This window comes from uncultured Aliiroseovarius sp. (genome assembly GCF_947492455.1).
GTDB lineage: Bacteria > Pseudomonadota > Alphaproteobacteria > Rhodobacterales > Rhodobacteraceae > Aliiroseovarius.
The window spans coordinates 1-18,708 of the sequence record NZ_CANLNB010000006.1; the positions used below are offsets into that span (position 1 = coordinate 1).

The 18,708-nt window shown below is 60.8% G+C and carries 17 protein-coding genes and 1 tRNA gene; 11 read left to right on the forward strand and 7 right to left on the reverse strand.

Features of this window, described 5'->3' with window-relative positions:
• A tRNA-Gly gene (locus Q0677_RS13910) sits at positions 1-72 on the reverse strand.
• A gap of 206 nt (positions 73-278) precedes the next feature.
• On the opposite strand from Q0677_RS13910, the gene Q0677_RS13915 reads away from it, so the two are divergent.
• Positions 279-572, forward strand: coding sequence for a hypothetical protein (locus Q0677_RS13915; protein WP_298910995.1), 294 nt, complete (start codon positions 279-281; stop codon positions 570-572).
• Positions 573-652: 80 nt separating this feature from the next.
• Here the strand turns inward: Q0677_RS13915 and Q0677_RS13920 are convergent, their stop codons facing one another.
• The 3 genes from Q0677_RS13920 to tldD all read right to left on the reverse strand — a co-directional run bounded on the left by Q0677_RS13920 (position 653) and on the right by tldD (position 6,944).
• Complete coding sequence (locus Q0677_RS13920; protein WP_298910998.1) at positions 653-4,093, reverse strand: pyruvate carboxylase; 3,441 nt, start codon at positions 4,091-4,093, stop codon at positions 653-655.
• 137 nt (positions 4,094-4,230) lie between these two features.
• The gene (gene dprA, locus Q0677_RS13925) at positions 4,231-5,412 is read right to left on the reverse strand and encodes a DNA-processing protein DprA (protein WP_298911001.1); all 1,182 of its coding nucleotides are present in this window, start codon (positions 5,410-5,412) and stop codon (positions 4,231-4,233) included.
• Between the two features lie 107 nt (positions 5,413-5,519).
• Positions 5,520-6,944: a metalloprotease TldD gene (gene tldD, locus Q0677_RS13930; RefSeq protein WP_298911003.1), complete on the reverse strand. Its 1,425-nt coding sequence runs from the start codon at positions 6,942-6,944 to the stop codon at positions 5,520-5,522.
• Positions 6,945-7,153: 209 nt separating this feature from the next.
• Between tldD and coxB the strand changes: the two genes are divergently transcribed.
• The 10 genes from coxB to Q0677_RS13980 all read left to right on the forward strand — a co-directional run bounded on the left by coxB (position 7,154) and on the right by Q0677_RS13980 (position 16,060).
• Positions 7,154-8,011 carry a cytochrome c oxidase subunit II gene (gene coxB / locus Q0677_RS13935; RefSeq protein ID WP_240686499.1) on the forward strand — a complete coding sequence of 286 codons (858 nt, stop codon included), beginning with the start codon at positions 7,154-7,156 and terminating at the stop codon, positions 8,009-8,011.
• A 91-nt stretch (positions 8,012-8,102) separates the two neighbouring features.
• On the forward strand, positions 8,103-9,047 hold the full coding sequence (gene cyoE / locus Q0677_RS13940; RefSeq protein ID WP_298911012.1) for a heme o synthase: 945 nt from the start codon (positions 8,103-8,105) through the stop codon (positions 9,045-9,047).
• Entirely contained in the window at positions 9,047-9,208 is a 162-nt protein-coding gene (locus Q0677_RS13945; protein WP_203564900.1) for a hypothetical protein, read from the forward strand. The genes cyoE and Q0677_RS13945 overlap by 1 nt, the downstream gene beginning before the upstream one ends.
• Entirely contained in the window at positions 9,205-9,780 is a 576-nt protein-coding gene (locus Q0677_RS13950) for a cytochrome c oxidase assembly protein (protein WP_298911026.1), read from the forward strand. The genes Q0677_RS13945 and Q0677_RS13950 overlap by 4 nt, the downstream gene beginning before the upstream one ends.
• Positions 9,781-9,807: 27 nt before the next feature.
• Positions 9,808-10,608: a cytochrome c oxidase subunit 3 gene (locus Q0677_RS13955; RefSeq protein ID WP_298911029.1), complete on the forward strand. Its 801-nt coding sequence runs from the start codon at positions 9,808-9,810 to the stop codon at positions 10,606-10,608.
• A 73-nt stretch (positions 10,609-10,681) separates the two neighbouring features.
• Positions 10,682-11,350, forward strand: a complete 669-nt coding sequence (locus tag Q0677_RS13960; RefSeq protein ID WP_298911032.1) for an SURF1 family protein — start codon at positions 10,682-10,684, stop codon at positions 11,348-11,350.
• A gap of 14 nt (positions 11,351-11,364) precedes the next feature.
• Positions 11,365-12,762 (forward strand): threonine synthase, encoded by a 1,398-nt coding sequence (thrC, locus tag Q0677_RS13965; RefSeq protein ID WP_298911034.1) that lies wholly within the window; start codon positions 11,365-11,367, stop codon positions 12,760-12,762.
• The gene (locus tag Q0677_RS13970) at positions 12,759-14,021 is read left to right on the forward strand and encodes a pitrilysin family protein (RefSeq protein ID WP_298911037.1); all 1,263 of its coding nucleotides are present in this window, start codon (positions 12,759-12,761) and stop codon (positions 14,019-14,021) included. The genes thrC and Q0677_RS13970 overlap by 4 nt, the downstream gene beginning before the upstream one ends.
• The gene (locus Q0677_RS13975; protein WP_298911040.1) at positions 14,021-14,605 is read left to right on the forward strand and encodes a GNAT family protein; all 585 of its coding nucleotides are present in this window, start codon (positions 14,021-14,023) and stop codon (positions 14,603-14,605) included. Before Q0677_RS13970 ends, Q0677_RS13975 begins: the two co-directional genes overlap by 1 nt.
• Positions 14,606-14,650: 45 nt before the next feature.
• Positions 14,651-16,060: an FAD-binding oxidoreductase gene (locus Q0677_RS13980; RefSeq protein ID WP_298911043.1), complete on the forward strand. Its 1,410-nt coding sequence runs from the start codon at positions 14,651-14,653 to the stop codon at positions 16,058-16,060.
• A gap of 211 nt (positions 16,061-16,271) precedes the next feature.
• Here the strand turns inward: Q0677_RS13980 and Q0677_RS13985 are convergent, their stop codons facing one another.
• From Q0677_RS13985 to Q0677_RS13995, 3 genes are read right to left on the reverse strand one after another with little or no spacing between them, the layout of a single operon-like run.
• The gene (locus Q0677_RS13985) at positions 16,272-16,802 is read right to left on the reverse strand and encodes an adenine phosphoribosyltransferase (RefSeq protein ID WP_133487404.1); all 531 of its coding nucleotides are present in this window, start codon (positions 16,800-16,802) and stop codon (positions 16,272-16,274) included.
• Positions 16,799-17,827 (reverse strand): heparan-alpha-glucosaminide N-acetyltransferase domain-containing protein, encoded by a 1,029-nt coding sequence (locus Q0677_RS13990; protein WP_298911046.1) that lies wholly within the window; start codon positions 17,825-17,827, stop codon positions 16,799-16,801. Before Q0677_RS13990 ends, Q0677_RS13985 begins: the two co-directional genes overlap by 4 nt.
• Positions 17,824-18,693, reverse strand: coding sequence for an S-methyl-5'-thioadenosine phosphorylase (locus Q0677_RS13995; RefSeq protein ID WP_298911049.1), 870 nt, complete (start codon positions 18,691-18,693; stop codon positions 17,824-17,826). Before Q0677_RS13995 ends, Q0677_RS13990 begins: the two co-directional genes overlap by 4 nt.
• Between the last annotated feature and the right edge of the window lie 15 nt (positions 18,694-18,708).

Here is an 18,708-nt window from a genome sequence, read left to right on the forward strand (position 1 = left end):
AGCGGGCGAGGCGATTCGAACGCCCGACCCTAACCTTGGCAAGGTTATGCTCTACCCCTGAGCTACGCCCGCTTCCTTCGGTGAGGCGTGAAATAAGAAATACGGGCGCGGGCTGCAAGAGGAAAAGCGCGATATTTCAGTTTTTTTTGCCGCGAAGTGGGATGTTTGAGGGGCGGGTATAGAAGACACAAAGAATTGACCTGAAAATCGCACGATTATTACCTATATTGGAAAGTAGAAGGAGTGTGGGGCTCAGAATCATCCTGGGGGGGTGTGTTTTGAAACTAGAAGCTTGCAACTATCAAAAGGTGGTGACAGAGCGAGAACGCCGTGAGGCGTTGTCCTTGAAACAGTGTGAATGCTGCGGCGTGACGTCCGAAGAACTCGCAGCCCGTGGAGAAAGCCTTGAGGTCTGTGGTGATGAGTTCATGGCCCGATTGGGTGGCGGAGGGCGCGTGCTGACGCCGGTCGCTCTTTGTCCGAAATGTCATGATGAAAACCACCGCGACGCGCATCATCATCACACTCATTGTCAGATCAAGGCGCGACAAAGCCGCGAGAGCGCGTTCTAAGCCAGCGCTTAGACATTTGTCGCGAAAATGAAAAACGGCCGCCAAATTGGCGGCCGTTTTCGATTTCTTGGTCGTATCTGTTACTCCAGCTCGACCAACAGGTCCTTCGCGTCGATCTGACCACCTGCTTGAACGTGCAGGGCGGTGACCACCGCGTCGCGTTCGGCGTGGATGCCCGTTTCCATCTTCATCGCTTCGATGGTCAGAAGCAGATCGCCTTCATGTACCTGCTGCCCTGCGGCCACAGCAACCGAGGCCACCACGCCCGGCATCGGGGCGCCCACGTGGTTGTGGTTGCCATCCTCGGCCTTCGGACGGGCTTGGGTCGACGATTTGACCAAGCGGTTCGGCACGCGGATGGTGCGCGGCTGGCCGTTCAATTCAAAGAACACCTTCACTTCGCCGTTCTCGTCGGTCTCGCCCATGGCTTGCAGACGGATTTCCAGCGTCTTGCCCGGATCGATCTCGGCCGAGATCTCTTCCCCCGGCTCCATGCCGTAGAAGAAGGTCTTGGTCGGCAGAGTGCGGACCGGGCCGTATTGGCGGTGGCGGCCCATGTAGTCCAAGAAGACCTTGGGATACATCAGGTAGCCGTTCAGATCCTCGTCATCGACTTTAAAGCCTTCCAGCTCCTTCGACAGTTTGGCACGCGTGGCTTCCAGGTCTACGGGCTCCAGATGTTTGCCGGGACGCTCAAGGTTCGGCTTCTCGTCCTTCAGAACCTTCTTGATGATGCTGTCTGGGAAGCCACCGGGCGGTTGGCCCAGATTGCCGCGCATCATGTCGACCACCGAATCCGGGAAGGCCACGTCAGTCTTGGGATCCTCGACCTCGTCGCGGGTCAGGCCCTGGCTGACCATCATCAGGGCCATGTCGCCGACAACTTTCGACGACGGGGTCACCTTCACGATGTCGCCAAACATCTGGTTCACATCCGCATAGCTTTGCGCCACGTCCGGCCATTTCTCTTCCAGACCAAGCGAGCGCGCTTGCGCCTTCAGGTTGGTGAACTGGCCGCCGGGCATCTCGTGCAGGTAAACCTCGGATGCCGGTGCCTCCAACCCGCTTTCGAAAGCGGCATATTGGTGGCGTACGCCTTCCCAATAGTTCGAGATCTCACGGATCGCGCCAATGTCCAGCCCGGTATTGCGGTCGGTGTTGCGCAGGGCCTCAACCACCGAGCCCAGACAGGCCTGCGATGTGCCGCCCGAGAACGCGTCCATCGCCACGTCCACGGCATCGACGCCCGCATCGGCAGCGGACAGGATGGTCGCACCTGCAATGCCCGAGGTGTCATGCGTGTGGAAGTGGATCGGCAGGCCGACTTCTTCCTTCAGCGCTTTCACCAGCACGCGGGCTGCGGCGGGTTTCAAAAGGCCAGCCATGTCTTTCAGGCCCAGAACATGGGCGCCTGCGGCCTCTAGCTCTTTCGCCATGCCGACATAGTACTTCAGGTCATATTTCGAGCGATCCGGGTTCAGGATGTCGCCGGTATAGCAGACCGTGCCTTCGCAGACCTTGCCGGCTTCGACCACGGCATCCATCGCAACGCGCATGTTTTCGACCCAGTTGAGCGAGTCGAACACGCGGAACACGTCGACACCGGACACCGCTGCCTGACGCACAAATTCTTGCACGACGTTGTCCGGGTAGTTGGTGTAGCCCACCCCGTTCGAGGCGCGCAGCAGCATTTGCGTCATCACGTTCGGCATCGCGTTGCGCAGGTCGCGCAGGCGCTGCCACGGGCATTCCTGCAAGAAGCGATAGGCCACGTCGAAGGTCGCGCCGCCCCAGCATTCGACACTGAACAACTGCGGCAGGTTTGCGGCGTATGCGGGGGCCACCTTGATCATATCGATCGAGCGCATGCGGGTTGCCAGAAGCGACTGGTGTCCGTCACGCATCGTGGTGTCTGTGATCAGAAGCTGTCTCTGCGCCTTCATCCAATCGGCGACGGCCTGCGGACCTTCGGCCTCAAGCAGGGTGCGGGTGCCAGCAGCCGGATCCGCGCGCAGAGCAGGGGGCTTCGGCGCTTTCAGATCGGCGGGCGGGGCCGGGCGATCAGCCGTTTCCGGGTGCCCGTTCACGGTGATGTCCGCGATATAGGTCAGAACCTTGGTGCCGCGGTCACGACGTTTCGAGAACTTGAACAGCTCCGGCGTCTCGTCGATGAACTTGGTGGTGTACTGGTTGTTCAGGAAGGTCGGGTGCTTCAGCAGGTTCTCGACAAACGCGATGTTCGTCGACACGCCGCGCACACGGAACTCGCGCAGCGCGCGGTCCATACGGGCGATCGCCTTTTCGGGCGTCTGTGCCCAGGCCGTCACTTTGGTCAGCAGCGAATCGTAGTAGCGCGTGATGACACCGCCCGCATAGGCCGTGCCGCCATCCAGACGGATGCCCATGCCAGTGGCCGAGCGATAGGCGGTGATCCGGCCGTAATCCGGGATGAAGTTGTTCTGCGGATCTTCCGTGGTCACACGGGTTTGCAGCGCGTGGCCGTTCAGACGGATGTCATACTGGCTGGCTTTGCCGGTGGCCTCGGCCAGCGACTTGCCTTCGGCGATCAGGATCTGCGCCTGCACGATGTCGATGCCGGTGACTTCCTCGGTCACGGTGTGCTCGACCTGAACGCGGGGGTTCACTTCGATGAAGTAGAACTTGCCCGATTCCATATCCATCAGGAATTCGACCGTGCCCGCGCATTCATAGTTCACGTGGTTACAGATCTTGCGGCCAAGCTCGCACAGCTCTTCCCGCTGGGCTTCCGACAGGTACGGCGCAGGTGCACGTTCGACCACTTTTTGGTTGCGGCGCTGGACCGAGCAGTCGCGCTCATAGAGGTGATAGATGTTGCCGTGGCTGTCGCCGAGGATCTGCACCTCGACGTGACGGGCGCGGGTGATCATCTTTTCCAGATAGCCCTCGCCGTTGCCGAACGCAGCTTCCGCTTCGCGGCGGCCTTCCAGAACTTTTTCTTCAACCTCATCCGGGCCAAAGATCGGGCGCATGCCGCGTCCGCCGCCGCCCCAGCTGGCTTTCAACATTAGGGGATAGCCGATCTCGGCCGCTTCCGACTTGATAGCCTCCATGTCATCGCTAAGCACTTCGGTGGCCGGGATGACCGGAACACCGGCTGCAATCGCAACCTTACGGGCCGAGGCCTTGTCGCCCAGTGCGCGCATGGTTTCGGCTTTGGGGCCGATGAAGGTGATGCCGTTGGCCGCACAGGCGTCCACGAAGTCGGGGTTTTCCGACAAAAGGCCATAGCCCGGGTGGATCGCGTCAGCGCCACTTTCCTTGGCCACCCGGATGATCTCGTCAATCGACAGGTAGGCGGCCACCGGGCCCATGCCTTCGCCGATCCGGTACGCCTCGTCCGCTTTGAAGCGGTGCAGGCCCAGCTTGTCCTCTTCGGCATAGACCGCAACGGTCTTTTTGCCCATCTCGTTCGCCGCCCGCATCACGCGGATTGCAATCTCGCCGCGGTTGGCGATCAGGATTTTCTGAAAGTCGCGCATCAGTGGTCCCCTTGTCCCGTTCGTGGAATTGCAGGAGTCGTAGGGCGTGCCGCATTGCAGCGCAATAGTTTTTGTAACGATTGGGTAAGGTTTAGCGCTAAATTGGTAAAAAGATATTACCAATCTTCCAAATGGGCTTATGAGGGCTTCGAAAGAAGCCCCCCAGCTTGGCGCGTGATGCGTCCATCAAGCTCGAGATTCACCAATTCCGGTAGAATCTGTTGCGAGCCCAGACCATGTGATTGACCGATATCGCGGATCAGCTGATCCTCGGCCAAGGGGCAAGATCCCAGTCTGGACAGGATCTGGCCGTGTAGTTTGGCGGTTTCTGCCAATGTCCTTTTATCGCGGGTTCCGGCCTTGGATGTGGCAGCAGAAGCGTCATTTACGTGTGATTTCGCGTCAGTCGACGCCGGTGATTGTGCCGGACCTATTGCCTCGATCACATCTGCCGCGTTGCGCACCAGCGCCGCGCCGTCCCGGATCAGCATGTTGCACCCATAGGCACGGGCATCAAAAGGATGTCCCGGAACGGCCAACACGTCGCGCCCCTGATCCAACGCGTTGCGGGCGGTCAGAAGCGATCCGGATTTCGCCGCGGCCTCGACGACCACTACGGCGCGGGCCAGTCCAGAGATCAACCTGTTGCGGCGTGGGAAGTGTCGCGCTTGTGGGGTGACACCCGGCGGCATTTCCGAGATGCGCAGCCCGTCGCGCGCGATATCCTCGGCCAGATCGGTGTTTTCTTTTGGATAGATGACATCCACGCCGCCGGCCATCACGGCGATGGTCTTGCCGGATTTCAACGCGGCTTCGTGGGCGACCGTATCGATCCCGCGCGCGAGGCCCGAAATGACGGTGAACCCTGCCTCGCCCAACTCATTGGCGAGTTTGCGGGCCATGCGCGTCCCGATCGAGGACGCGTTGCGCGCGCCGATCAGCGCGATAATGGGGCTGTGCAACAGGGTTGTGTCGCCCATCGCCCAGAAAAACGGGGGCGGGTCCGAGATTTCGGACAGAAGCGCTGGGTAGGCGTCAGTGCCCCAGCAGATCATCTTGGCCCCGGCCATCTGCGCCCGACGGTATTCGTCTTGGGCCACATCTTCGGGGCAGGAGGCATAATCCTTCACACCCGCCGCCTTCGCGACCTCGGGCAGGGCGTCCAGCGCGGCCTCGGCCGAGCCATGTTCGCCCAGAAGCCTGAAAAAGGTTGATACGCCGACGCGACGCGAACGCAAAAGACGGATCCACAAGACGGCCTCATCCTCTGTCCTGGGTGAGGGAATGGGGTGAAGAGGTTGGAAAAGGTCCTTGGTCATACGTGATTCCGTCTTTTGCCGGATCAGCATGCAGGGAAATTGGTTAACGGCGGGTGAATCGCCTGAGAGTAAGGTGTCCACCCGCGTTTGGACTGGGAAAAGGCCCGCTAAGCTGCCGAGCCCCCGACCGTCAGCCCACCAATCAGCAACGATGGCTGTCCCACGCCAACCGGAACTGACTGCCCCGCCTTGCCGCAGGTGCCGACGCCGGGATCCAGCGCCATATCATTCCCGATCGCGCGGATTTGTTTCATCGCTTGCGGGCCGTCTCCGATCAGGGTGGCGCCTTTCACCGGCGCGCCGACCTTGCCGCCTTCGACGCGATAAGCTTCGGTGCAGGAGAAGACGAATTTGCCGTTGGTAATGTCCACCTGACCGCCGCCAAACCCGACGGCATAGATGCCGTCTTTCAGCTCGCCCAACACTTCTTCTGGCGTGGCGGTGCCGCCTTCCATGATGGTGTTGGTCATGCGGGGCATGGGCGCGTGGGCGTAGCTTTGGCGGCGTCCGTTTCCAGTGGCGGGCACACCCATCAGGCGGGCGTTTTGGCGGTCTTGCATATAGCCGACCAGCACGCCGTCTTCGATCAGGGTGGTCCGGCCCGAGGGCGTGCCTTCGTCATCCACGCTGATCGAGCCGCGGCGGTCGGGCAGGGTGCCATCATCCACGACGGTTACGCCTTTTGCCGCAACCTGTTGCCCCACAAGGCCCGAGAAGGCCGAGGTGCCCTTGCGGTTGAAGTCACCCTCCAACCCGTGGCCCACCGCCTCGTGCAGCAGAATGCCGGGCCAACCGTTGCCCAGAACCACGTCCATCACACCCGCAGGCGCAGGCACCGCGTCGAGGTTCACCAATGCAATCCGCAATGCCTCGCGCGCGGTGCTTTGCCAGTGTTTCGGGTCCATCAACCCGGTCAGTCCGGCACGTCCGCCGCCGCCTGCCGAACCGCTTTCGCGTCGCCCGTCTTCTTCAACTATCACAGACACGTTCAGCCGTGTCATCGGACGCGTGTCCGACACCAACTGACCGTCCGGGCGCAGGATATGCACCTCTTGCAGAGATGCCGCGATGGTGGCCGAGACCTGCACAACGCGCGAATCAAGGTCGCGGGTGAAGGCGTCGATCTCGCGCAGCGTCTCGACCTTCAGGCCAAAGCCCGCATCTGCCATCGGGTCGGCATCTGTATAGAGCTTGCGGTTGGTGCGGGAAGGGGCATCGGCCCATGTGCCGCCACCATCGCCCACGGCCAGCGCCACGGTCGAGGCCGCACGTTTCAGCGCCGCCTCGCTGATCTCGGTCGAGTGGGCGTAGCCGGTGGTTTCGCCGTTCACGGCGCGCAGGCCAAAGCCCTCGGAGGCGTCATAGCTGGCGTTGCGCAGGCGGCCGTCGTCAAAGACCAAGGCCTCGGACCGCATCCGTTCCAGAAACAACTCGCCGTCATCGGCGCCTTGTGTGGTCTGCGCCAGAATCTTTTGGGCCTCATCCTGTCCAATCAGGGTCTCGAACGGGCGAAATGCGGTGGTGTCGGTCATGGGGGGCCTTTAGTTTGCGCTAAACGCGACGTTGTTCGTTAACTTGCGAAGGTTTTTCCTTGTTCCCAGCTTACTAATATGGTTTCACACCAATGAGAAACAAGGGATTCCCGCGCCCCATGTGCGGGAGAGGCATGAGCGCGCAGCAGCTTGAACCGGAAATCACCGGTGTCGGGCCGCGCCGCACAGGGAAGAGAAAGACGAATATGATGCGTTTCAGCAGCCTTTTCGCCACTGCAACGGCTATGATGACGGCGGGTATCGCCTCGGCTCAGGAAAACCTCGAAGTGCTGGGTAAGCCGGTCGACGGTGCAATCGGGTTCCAACCTGCAGCAACCAACATCGCTGAAAATGCGCAGTGGCTGGACGGTCTGATCAACGTGATCATCATCGCCATCTCGCTGTTCGTGACCGCGCTGCTTCTGTGGGTGATCGTGCGCCACAACCGCCGCGCCAACCCTGAACCGGCGACCTTCTCGCACAACACCCCGATTGAAATTGCATGGACCCTGATCCCGGTTGTGATCCTGGTCTTCATCGGTGCGTTCTCGCTGCCGGTTCTGTTCCAGCAGCAGGTCATCCCCAAAGGTGACGTCGTGATCAAGGTCACCGGGTACCAGTGGTACTGGGGTTACGAATATCCCGAGCACGAGTTCGGCTTCGACAGCTTCCTTCTGGATAAATCGGCCCTGGAAGACCACGGATACGAGCAGAGCGACTATCTGCTGGCCACCGATACCGCTGTTGTCGTGCCCACCGGCAAGAAAGTTGTGATGCAGGTGACTGCTGCCGACGTAATCCACTCGTGGACCATCCCGGCCTTTGGTGTAAAGCAGGACGCTGTTCCCGGTCGTCTGGCCGAACTGTGGTTCGAAGTTGAGCCCGGCAAGGAAGGCATCTACTTCGGCCAGTGTTCGGAGCTGTGTGGCAAAGACCACGCTTACATGCCGATCACTGTGAAAGCCGTGACCGAAGCCGAGTACGAAGCTTGGCTGAAAGGCGCGATCGAAGAATATGCAGGCGACGCGACCACCGCACCTGCCATTCAGGTTGCATCGGCAAACTGATCAGACGGAAGGGGGAAACCCCTTCCCACAAGCCGCCCTTCCCGGGGGCGGTTTCTTACCAAAAAGACTCTAGCCAGAGCGCCAAAACATCATGACTGACGCCAGCATCCAAACCACCAAGACCGAAACCGGCGAGGCCGGGTTTGGCGATTATTTCGCGCTGTTGAAGCCGCGCGTTATGTCGCTGGTGGTGTTCACAGCCCTTGTGGGGCTGCTGGTCGCGCCGGTTGGTGTGAACCCCATCGTTGGTCTGGCCTCGATCCTGTTCATCGCCGTGGGCGGAGGCGCCTCGGGTGCCCTGAACATGTGGTGGGATGCTGATATCGACCGCAAAATGAAGCGTACTCTGACCCGTCCGATCCCCTCGGGCAAGGTCGAGGAAGGCGAGGCGTTCGCCATCGGCATTACCCTGTCGGTCATGGCCGTTGTGATGCTGGGATTGGCTGCCAACCTGATGGCCGCAGCCCTGCTGGCCTTCACCATCTTCTTCTATGTCGTGATCTACACGATGTGGCTGAAACGCTGGACCCCGCAGAACATCGTGATCGGTGGCGCGGCGGGCGCGTTCCCTCCGATGATCGGCTGGGCTGTGGCCACGGGTGGGATCTCGATCGAAAGCGTTCTGATGTTCGCTTTGACCTTCGCATGGACGCCGCCGCACTTCTGGGCGCTGGCCCTCTTCACCAAGGGTGATTATGCAAACGCCGGTGTGCCGATGCTGACCGTGACCCACGGCCGCAAAGCGACCCGCAACCATATCCTTGGCTACACATTTGCCTTGGCTGCTGTTGCCATCGCGCTGGGCCTGACCTCGGTCGGTGGTCCCACCTATATGGTGATCGCGCTGCTCCTGAACGCCATGTTCATCAAAGGTGCATGGGACGTGTTCCGCCGCACCGACGCGGACAGCGAAGCTGACAGCCATAAGGCCGAACGTGGCCTGTTCAAGCTGTCGCTGGCCTATCTGTTCCTGCACTATGGTGCGCTTCTGGTCGAAGCCTCGTTGAAACCGTTTGGTCTGGGGGGCTGGGGCTAATGGCGATCAAGGCAGAACACGAAATGCACAAGCGCCGCTTTTCCCGCAATATCGGGTTGGGCCTTGTTCTGGTTGGCTTTGTTGCCCTTGTCTACGGCCTGACCGTGGCAAAAGTCGGAGAGCTGTATCAACCGGAAGCCGCGTCGGAGGCCAGCCAATGAGCTTGACGAAGCCTCAGAAAACCGCGGCAAAGGCCGTTGGCGTGGTCCTTCTGATGGGATCGCTCAGCTGGGCCTCGGTTCCGTTCTATGACTGGTTCTGCCGCGTGACCGGCTTTGGCGGTGTCACAGGTGTGGCTGAAACCGCATCCGACGTTGTGCTGGACCGCACCGTGCTGGTCCGCTTCGACGCCTCAAAAGAGCGCGGCATGCCGTGGGAGTTCAAGCCCGTCCAGCGCGAGATGGAGATCCGTTTGGGCGAGACCGGTCTGGCGTTTTATGAAGCCTACAACCCGACCGACCGCCCCGTCGCCGGCACCGCCAGCTACAACGTGGCACCTTTCGCCGCGGGTGGCTTCTTCACCAAGATTGACTGCTTCTGCTTTGAACAGCAGGTGCTGCAACCCGGAGAACGCGTGACCATGCCGGTCACCTTCTACGTGGACCCCGAATTGATCGAGGACGATGAAGGCAAATACGTGAACGCGATCACGTTGTCCTACACGTTCCACGAAACCGAATTGCCGGAAGAGGTCGCTTCGCTAGACGCACCTCAGACGGTTGTGCAAAACTGACGCCAGAAGAACAGGGACTAGACGCTTATGGCACACGCAAAGAACCACGATTTTCACATTCTGCCGCCCTCGGTGAACCCGTTCCTGGGTGCCGTGGCAGGCTTCGTTATGCTGTTTGGCGCCGTCAAATGGATGGCTGAAGGCAACCCTTGGCTGTTCTTCATCGGTCTGGCTGGCGTGTTGTACGTCATGTTCGCTTGGTGGTCGGACGTTGTGCATGAAGGCGAAACCGGCGACCACACCTCGGTCGTGAAAATCGGCCTGCGCTATGGCGTGATCCTGTTCATCATGTCCGAAGTGATGTTCTTCGTTGCGTGGTTCTGGAGCTTCTTCAAGCACGCCATGTACCCGATGACCGAGGGCTCGCCCAAGATTGATGGTGTTTGGCCGCCGGTTGGGATCGAGACCTTTGATCCCTGGCACCTGCCGCTGATCAACACGCTGATCCTGCTTCTGTCGGGCTGTGCCGTAACTTGGGCGCACCACGCCATCGCGCATGAAAACAACCGGAAAGATCTGGTTTGGGGTCTGACACTGGCCGTGATCCTGGGCGTGATCTTCACCTTTTTCCAGGCCTACGAATATAGCCATGCTGCCTTTGACTTCTCGGGCAACATCTATGGCGCCAACTTCTTTATGGCTACCGGCTTCCACGGCTTCCACGTGATCGTCGGCACCATCTTCCTGTTCATCTGCCTGCTGCGTGCGATGAAGGGTCACTTTACCCCGGAAAGCCACGTTGGCTTCGAGGCCGCAGCTTGGTACTGGCACTTCGTTGACGTTGTATGGCTGTTCCTGTTCGCCGCTGTTTACGTTTGGGGCGGTTGAACCTGACCTGCGATTAGTCCTAATCAGGGGCGCGAGGGGAAACCCTCGCGCCTTTCTTTTTCGGATCTGTATCATGCGCCAAGCCATCGCCATCATCCTGTCTATTGCCGTGCTGTCTCTGTTTCTGGGGCTGGGCACATGGCAGGTGCAGCGTTTGCACTGGAAAGAAGGCGTGCTGGCCGAGATCGACGCACGCATCGCTGCGGCTCCGGTATCCCTGCCGGAAGTGCCCGACAAGGCGCGTGATACCTATCTGCCCGTCGTGGTCTCGGGGCAGTTTGGAGAAGGCACCCTGCGCGTGCTGGTATCCACTAAACAGGACGGGGCGGGGTATCGCCTGATCTCACCTTTGCAGACCGATAAAGGTGCAATCCTAATCGACCGGGGTTTTATTCGCGTAGCGGACAAGATGCCGCCAGCCCCCGAAGGCCAGGTCAGCATCGAAGGCAACCTGCACTGGCCAGATGACCGCCGCAGCTCGACCCCTGATAATGACGTAGAAGGTAATACGTGGTTTGCCCGTGACATTGACCAAATGGCCGAAGTACTAGGTACCCAACCGGTCTTTGTTATCACCCGACAGATGACCCCGGCTGAGCCGCGCGTGCTTCCACTTCCCGTTACCTCGGACGGGGTTCCCAACCGACACCTTGAATACGCAGGCACATGGTTTTTGCTGGCCCTGACATGGTCGATGATGACACTTACCTTGCTTTGGCGTAAGAAACGCCGAAACACCTGAAGGACTCACTTTCGATGCGCTATATCTCGACCCGCGGCGACGCACCTGTTCTCAGCTTTGAAGACGCCATGCTAACCGGCCTTGCCCGTGACGGCGGCCTCTATGTGCCGGAAACCGTGCCGACCATGTCGACCGATGAGATCGCCGCACTGGCGGGCCTGTCCTATGAAGAGATCGCGTTCCGCGTGATGCGTCCTTTCGTGGGCGACACCTTCACCGATGAAGAGTTCAAAGAGATCATCGCCAAGGCCTATGCTGGCTTCGGCCACGACGCCCGTGCACCGTTGGTGCAGCTTGGTCCGAACCACTTCCTGTTGGAGCTTTTCCACGGCCCGACGCTCGCCTTCAAAGATTTCGCGATGCAGCTGATTGGCCAACTGTTCCAAGTGGCCCTCAGCCGTCGCGGTGAAAAGGTGACCATCGTGGGTGCGACCTCCGGCGACACCGGGTCGGCCGCCATCGAAGCCTTCAAGGGGCTGGACGCGGTCGACGTGTTTATCCTGTTCCCGCACGGTCGCGTGTCGGACGTACAGCGCCGCCAGATGACCACGCCGTCGGAAAGCAACGTCCACGCGCTGGCTGTGGATGGCGACTTTGATGATTGTCAGGCGCGCCTGAAAGACATGTTCAACGATTTCGAGTTCCGCGATGGCGTGAAGCTGGCGGGTGTGAACTCGATCAACTGGGCGCGTGTGCTGGCGCAGGTGGTATACTACTTCTCGTCCGCCGTGTCGCTGGGTGCGCCGCATCGCAAGGTCAGCTTCACCGTGCCAACCGGCAACTTCGGCGACATCTTCGCGGGCTATATCGCCAAGAAGATGGGCCTGCCGATTGACCAGCTGGTGATCGCGACGAACCAGAACGACATTCTGCACCGCACGATGGAAACCGGCGCCTACACCAAGGCGGGTGTCACGCCCTCGATCAGCCCGTCGATGGACATTCAGGTGTCCTCGAATTTTGAACGCGCGCTGTTTGACGCTTATGGGCGTGACGGATCAGCCGTGGCGGGTCAGATGGACGATCTGAAAGACGGCGGATTTTCGATCAGCCAAGGTGCGATGGAATACCTGCGTGAACAGTTTACCTCGGGCCGTGCGTCCGAAGACGAGACCATGGCGCAAATCAAGACCAGCTTTGCCACCACCGGCGAAGTGCTCTGCCCGCACTCGGCTGTTGGTGTGAAAGTGGCCGAAGAGCATCTGGGCGACAGCCCGATGATCACGCTGGCCACCGCCCATCCCGCCAAATTCCCCGCCGCTGTGAAAGACGCTTGCGGAGAAGACGCGCCGCTGCCGCCGCGCATGGCTGACCTGTTTGACCGCGACGAGCGTGTGACCCGCGTGGCCAACGATCTGGACGCGCTGAAGTCGCTGATCATGGAACGCACCGGAAAGGCCACCCCTGCATGACGGTGCGCTTGGATCGCCTGTCCAACGGCGTACGCGTCGTGACCGAGCACATGCCGGGGCTGGAAAGCGCCTCACTCGGCGTGTGGGTCATGGCGGGTGGCCGTCACGAAACGCAGGCCCAGAACGGCATCGCGCATTTCCTTGAGCATATGGCGTTCAAGGGCACCGAAAAGCGCAACGCGCTTGAGATTGCCGAGGCGATCGAGGACGTGGGTGGCTATATCAACGCCTATACCTCGCGCGAAGTGACAGCATACTACGTGCGTGTGTTGAAAGACGACGTGGCGCTTGGGCTCGACGTGATTTCGGACATCGTGCTGAACCCGGTTTTTGACACGGGCGAGATCGAGACCGAACGCGGTGTGATCCTGCAGGAAATCGGTCAGGCGCTGGATACGCCCGATGATGTGGTCTTTGACTGGCTGCAGGAAGCCGCCTTCCCGGATCAGCCCATCGGTCGCACCATCCTTGGCCCGTCCGAGCGGGTGAAATCTTTTGGACGCGACGACCTGTCGGGCTTTGTCGGTCAGCACTACGGCCCGGAACAACTGATCCTGTCGGCTGCCGGAGCTGTAAACCACGACGAAATCCTGCGCCTTGCCGAAGCCGCGTTCGGTGCGCTGGCCCCACGCCCTGTGCTGGTGCCAGACGTGGCGCGCTGGACCTCTGGCGCGCGGGTCGAGGTCAACAACACGCTGGAACAGGTGCATTTCACGCTGGGCTTGGAAGCGCCCTCGTATCGCGATGACGGGTTTTATGCCGCACAGCTCTTTAGCTCTGCCCTTGGTGGCGGCATGTCCTCGCGCCTCTTCCAAGAAGTGCGCGAGAAACGCGGGCTGTGCTATTCGATTTTCTCGCAGGTCGGGTCCTATGACGATACCGGCATGATGACCGTCTATGCGGGTACCTCGGGCGACGACATCGCTGCTCTGTCGGGCCTCTGCATTGACGAGATGAAACGCGCCGCCAGTGACATGTCGGATCGCGAGCTTGAACGCGCGCGGACCCAAATGAAGGCTGGCCTTTTGATGGGATTGGAAAGCCCGTCCGCCCGCGCCGAGCGTATGGCGCGCCTGGTCGGGATCTGGGGTTACGTGCCAACGCTGGCCGATACGGTCGACAAGATCGAGGCCGTCACCCTGCAAGACCTGCGCGATTTCGGGGCGTCTTTGACGAACAGCGCTATGGCGATGGCGGTCTATGGCCCGGCAGACAAGGCCGAGACGCTGGAGGCTCTGATGGAAAGGCGCGCTGCCTGATGTTCGCGCGGCCCAAGAAAGTTCGGATCGAAACCGAACGGATGACCCTGCGCCCGCCCATGCATGGCGACTATCGCTCATGGGCCGCCCTTCGGGTTGCCAGCCGGGACTTCTTGACACCTTGGGAACCTACATGGGCGGCCGATCACCTGACCCGGAAAAGTTTCACAAATCGCGTTTATTGGGCCAATCGTTCGGTCACAAGCGGCACCGCGCTTCCACTTTTTATGTTTCGACGTCAGGACGATGCGCTGCTGGGGGCGCTGACGCTGGACAACATCCGCCGCGGTCCTTCGCAAGCCGGCACGACCGGATATTGGATCGGCGAACGCTTTGCGCGGCAGGGCTATATGCGCGAAGGGCTCGAGGCATTGGTGCATTACGCCTTCAACGAGTTGGACCTGTCGCGTCTTGAGGCCGGGTGCCTGCCAGAAAACGCCGCCTCGCGCGGGGTTCTGGAAAAGGTCGGCTATAAATACGAAGGCGTGGCGCAAAGCTATCTTCAGATCAACGGGCGCTGGCGCAATCATGTGCTCTATGCCAACCTCAGATCGGACCGGCGCGGGCGCACGCATGTGGGCTAAGCCGCGCTTGGTGATCTGTCTGTGAACCACAAAAGGGGGCGTGACGTGAGATCTGTCGATGCAGCCATCGAAACGCAATTGCGTGCGGCCCTGCCGGACGCAGCCTTCCGCCCCCTTACCCCGGCCTATTTGGAAGAACCACGCGGGATGTTCCAAGGTGTGGGCGGATTGCTTTTGGCCCCCGGCTCGGTGGACGAAGTGTCCACCATCCTGCGCATCTGCAACGACGCCCGCGTCCCCGTCGTGCCCTATGGCGGCGGTACCGGGCTGGTCGGTGGGCAGGTGATGCAAGACGCCCGCCCGGTGATCCTGAGCCTTGAACGCATGACCCGCATCCGCGCTGTTCACCCGGCCGAGAACGTGCTGGTCGCCGAGGCAGGGGCCATCTTGGCAGATGTTCAATCCGCTGCGGAAAACGTGGATCGTTTGTTCCCGCTGTCGCTGGCGTCGGAAGGCTCGTGCCGCATCGGGGGATGCCTGTCGACCAATGCGGGGGGCGTGAATGTACTGCGCTATGGCACCGCGCGCGAGCTGTGTCTGGGGATCGAGGCCGTGCTGCCCGATGGCACCATCCATCACGGACTGAAGCGGCTGCGCAAGGACAACACAGGCTATGATCTGCGCGCGCTTCTGTGCGGAGCCGAGGGCACGTTGGGCGTGATCACCGCCGCCAGTCTGCGCCTGTTCCCGCGCCCGGCGCGTTCCGGAATCGCGCTTCTCTGTGTGCAGGACCCATCCGCCGCTTTGGAGCTTCTGGCGTTGGTGCAATCCCAACTGGGGCAGGGGATCAGCGCATTCGAGTTGATCAAGGGCACTGGGTTGGAGTTCCTGACCGAAACTGGTCTGGGCGGACCGCAACCCTTTGCTAAACCGCCCGCGTGGTCAGTGTTGATCGATCTGGGCCTTGGCCCGTCCGATGACCCAGAGGCCGCGCTGCTCACGCTCTTTGAGGCCGCGCAAGAAGCAGGCTTGGTGTTCGATGGCGTCATTGCACAATCCCAATCCCAACGCGCTGCCCTTTGGAAGCTGCGCGAGGAAATTCCCTTGGCGAACAAAGCAGTAGGGGCCATTAACTCGCATGACATTTCCCTGCCTTTGTCGGAAATCCCGGCCTTCCTGACGCGCGCATACGACGCCCTCGCGGCCCTCGGCCCGTTCCGCGTGAATGCTTTCGGGCATCTGGGTGACGGAAACTTGCACTACAACGTTTTCCCGCCCGCGGGCGAAGACAAATCCACGTATATTCCCCAGCGCGATGCCATTCGTCGCGCCGTCTATGACCTTGTGGCGGATCACGGCGGATCGTTTAGCGCCGAGCACGGCGTGGGCCGCCTGAAAACCGACGAGCTTGCCCGCTATGCAGATCCCACACGCCTTGCCGCGATGCGTGCGATCAAACAGACGCTCGATCCAAACGGGATCATGAATCCCGGCGTATTCTTCCCACTCAATTGAAACCTCTCTCCTTCCTCTTGCGCGAAATACCTTGGGGGAGCGCCAAAGGCGCGGGGGCAACGCCCCCAACAGGCTCACGACGTGAGCCACCAGAAAAAAAGAAAACGCCCCGCCGGGTAAGCGGGGCGTTGCACTATAGTCACGTGCTCAAGCAGCGCCCGGGCTCCGACCGGGCAGGAACAGCATTAGGGGCGAATGGTTAAGCGAGGGTTCACAAGCCTTCGAATTCGCACAAAACATCGACGCCCATGCCAAGCTCTTCCAGCTTCTTGCGCCCGCCCAGTTCCGGAAGGTCGACGATGAAGGAACAGCCCACGATCTCGCCACCCAGACGTTCGATCAGTTTGATCCCGGCCTCTGCTGTGCCGCCGGTGGCCAGCAGGTCATCGACCAGCAGCACCTTTTCGCCCGGCTGGATGGCGTCGTCATGGATCTCCATCACAGCCTCGCCATATTCCAGCGTATAGGCTTCCGACAGCGTGGCACCGGGCAGTTTGCCCTTTTTGCGGATCGGCACGAACCCCAGCGTCAACTGGTGCGCAATCGCGCCGCCCAGAATGAAACCACGCGCCTCAAGCCCAACGACCTTGTCGATCTGCATCCCGGCATAAGGGTGCAGCATCTGGTCCACCGCCATGCGAAACCCGCGCGGATCGGCGAACAGAGTGGTCACATCGCGAAACAGAATCCCTTCATGCGGGAAGTCCACGATGGTGCGGATATAGTCTTTGACGGATTTCATGTTTTTCCCTCGGTGATCAGTCGCATGATGGCCTCAATCGGCCCGCGTTTGAACTTATGCGACCACAGCCAACTGAACAACGCGGCAAATGCGCAATAGGCGATCGAGATCCAGAAAATCTGCATCGGCTGTAGCGATCCGTCGAGCCGCCCCATTGCCTCGAGCGTGCCTATACCGATCAGGATATGCGCGACATAGTGCGTCAGGGTCTGGCGCCCGGCGACGATCATTGCGTCGCACAGGCGTCGGAAGATGGGCAAAGCCAACAAAAGCGGCGTGATCAGCAACACCGTGCCCAGAACCGCCACCGCTGTGGCCCCGCTCGCCAGCATATAGAGCGGCCCCGCCGGGACCGGTTCGGTGCTCATCAGGGCACCAATCTCGGGCTCGCGGATCAGGACCGCGCTGGCTTGATGGGCCGCGACCGCCACCAACGCGCCGCCCAGCACCATGCCGATTTGGACCGTCCAACGGCTAAGTTTCAGACGCCCAAGCCACATGCCCCACAGCAGGAACGCCGCCCACGGAAAGACCGGATGCCAGCCGTTGAACAGCGAGTGACGCAGGAAGCCCTCGATCGTCCAGACGTCGTGATAGGAAAGCGTGGCCCAACTCCAGCCGCGGTCGAAATCCAGCATCAGCTGCGCCACGAACCCGACGAGGATGAACACAGCGACGCCCAAAAGAAGGCTGTTGTTTGACCGGCGCATGAAGACCATCGCGACAATGAAGTAGAGCGCATAGAAATGCAGGATGTCCGCGTCGAAGATCAGCATGTTCAGCATGCCGACGACGAACAGGAAGAGCGCGCGGCGTAGGGTCAGGTGCCACGGCACACGGCCCAGACTGGCCCCGACACCTGCCAACACAACGAACAGAGCTGCGGCGCGGCCCTCCAAGTTGTCGGTGATCAGCGACCCGATATCCGAGCCTCCGCTGACTTCAGATGCCAGACGGAAGTTCACCAGAACCATTCCGACAAACGCAAGGTATCGCGCGATGTCGACGCCGTTCAGACGGTTCACAACACCCGACCCGCAATCGCGTCCAGCTTGGCCAGAAGCGCGGGATCACGTTTTCCGGGGGCGGTCATGATCGCCATGTTCAGCGCGCGGTCGCAGCCATGGGTGCAGGGGGCACGATCCACGCCGAGACGCGCGGGCAGTCCTGCCACCATCCGTTTCGCTTTGTCGCCATTGCCGGTCAGCGTCGCAATCACCTGTGCCACGTCGACCTCGTCATGGTCCGGGTGCCAGCAGTCGTAATCCGTCACCATCGCGACCGAGGCGTAGCAGAGCTCGGCCTCGCGGGCGAGCTTGGCTTCGGGCATGTTGGTCATGCCAATCACATGCGCCCCCCATTGGTCGCGATACATCCGGCTTTCGGCGAGCGTGGAAAACTGCGGCCCTTCCATCGCCAGATAGGTGCCGCCCTCATGCACCGTGACGCCCGCCGCGCGGGCGGCGTCTACGCAGGCCGAAGACAGGCGCGGGCAGGTTGGATGGGCAAACCCCACATGGGCCACGCAGCCCGAACCAAAGAAGCTTTTCGATCGCGCGAAAGTTCGGTCAATGAATTGATCTACAATGACAAAATCACCCGGCGCCATTTCCTCGCGAAACGACCCACAAGCGGAAACGCTGATCACATCCGTGACGCCCAGCCGTTTCAGCGCATCGATATTCGCACGGTACGGCACATCCGACGGGGAATGCACATGCCCCCGTCCGTGACGCGGCAGAAAGGACATGGCAACGCCGTTCAAACGGCCCGTCAGGATCTGGTCCGACGGTGCGCCCCACGGGCTGTCCACATCCACCCAACGCGCGTCTTCCAGCCCGTCCATCTGATAGATGCCCGACCCACCGATGATCCCAATATGCGTGTCCATGCCTGCCTCCTGTTC

Bases quoted from the DNA above. Each gene is read 5' to 3' on its own strand.
- Q0677_RS13920 (WP_298910998.1), bottom strand. From the start codon at position 4,093: ATGCGCGACTTTCAGAAAATCCTGATCGCCAACCGCGGCGAGATTGCA.
- dprA (WP_298911001.1), bottom strand. From the start codon at position 5,412: ATGACCAAGGACCTTTTCCAACCTCTTCACCCCATTCCCTCACCCAGG.
- tldD (WP_298911003.1), bottom strand. From the start codon at position 6,944: ATGACCGACACCACCGCATTTCGCCCGTTCGAGACCCTGATTGGACAG.
- coxB (WP_240686499.1), top strand. From the start codon at position 7,154: ATGCGTTTCAGCAGCCTTTTCGCCACTGCAACGGCTATGATGACGGCG.
- cyoE (WP_298911012.1), top strand. From the start codon at position 8,103: ATGACTGACGCCAGCATCCAAACCACCAAGACCGAAACCGGCGAGGCC.
- Q0677_RS13945 (WP_203564900.1), top strand. From the start codon at position 9,047: ATGGCGATCAAGGCAGAACACGAAATGCACAAGCGCCGCTTTTCCCGC.
- Q0677_RS13950 (WP_298911026.1), top strand. From the start codon at position 9,205: ATGAGCTTGACGAAGCCTCAGAAAACCGCGGCAAAGGCCGTTGGCGTG.
- Q0677_RS13955 (WP_298911029.1), top strand. From the start codon at position 9,808: ATGGCACACGCAAAGAACCACGATTTTCACATTCTGCCGCCCTCGGTG.
- Q0677_RS13960 (WP_298911032.1), top strand. From the start codon at position 10,682: ATGCGCCAAGCCATCGCCATCATCCTGTCTATTGCCGTGCTGTCTCTG.
- thrC (WP_298911034.1), top strand. From the start codon at position 11,365: ATGCGCTATATCTCGACCCGCGGCGACGCACCTGTTCTCAGCTTTGAA.
- Q0677_RS13970 (WP_298911037.1), top strand. From the start codon at position 12,759: ATGACGGTGCGCTTGGATCGCCTGTCCAACGGCGTACGCGTCGTGACC.
- Q0677_RS13975 (WP_298911040.1), top strand. From the start codon at position 14,021: ATGTTCGCGCGGCCCAAGAAAGTTCGGATCGAAACCGAACGGATGACC.
- Q0677_RS13985 (WP_133487404.1), bottom strand. From the start codon at position 16,802: ATGAAATCCGTCAAAGACTATATCCGCACCATCGTGGACTTCCCGCAT.
- Q0677_RS13995 (WP_298911049.1), bottom strand. From the start codon at position 18,693: ATGGACACGCATATTGGGATCATCGGTGGGTCGGGCATCTATCAGATG.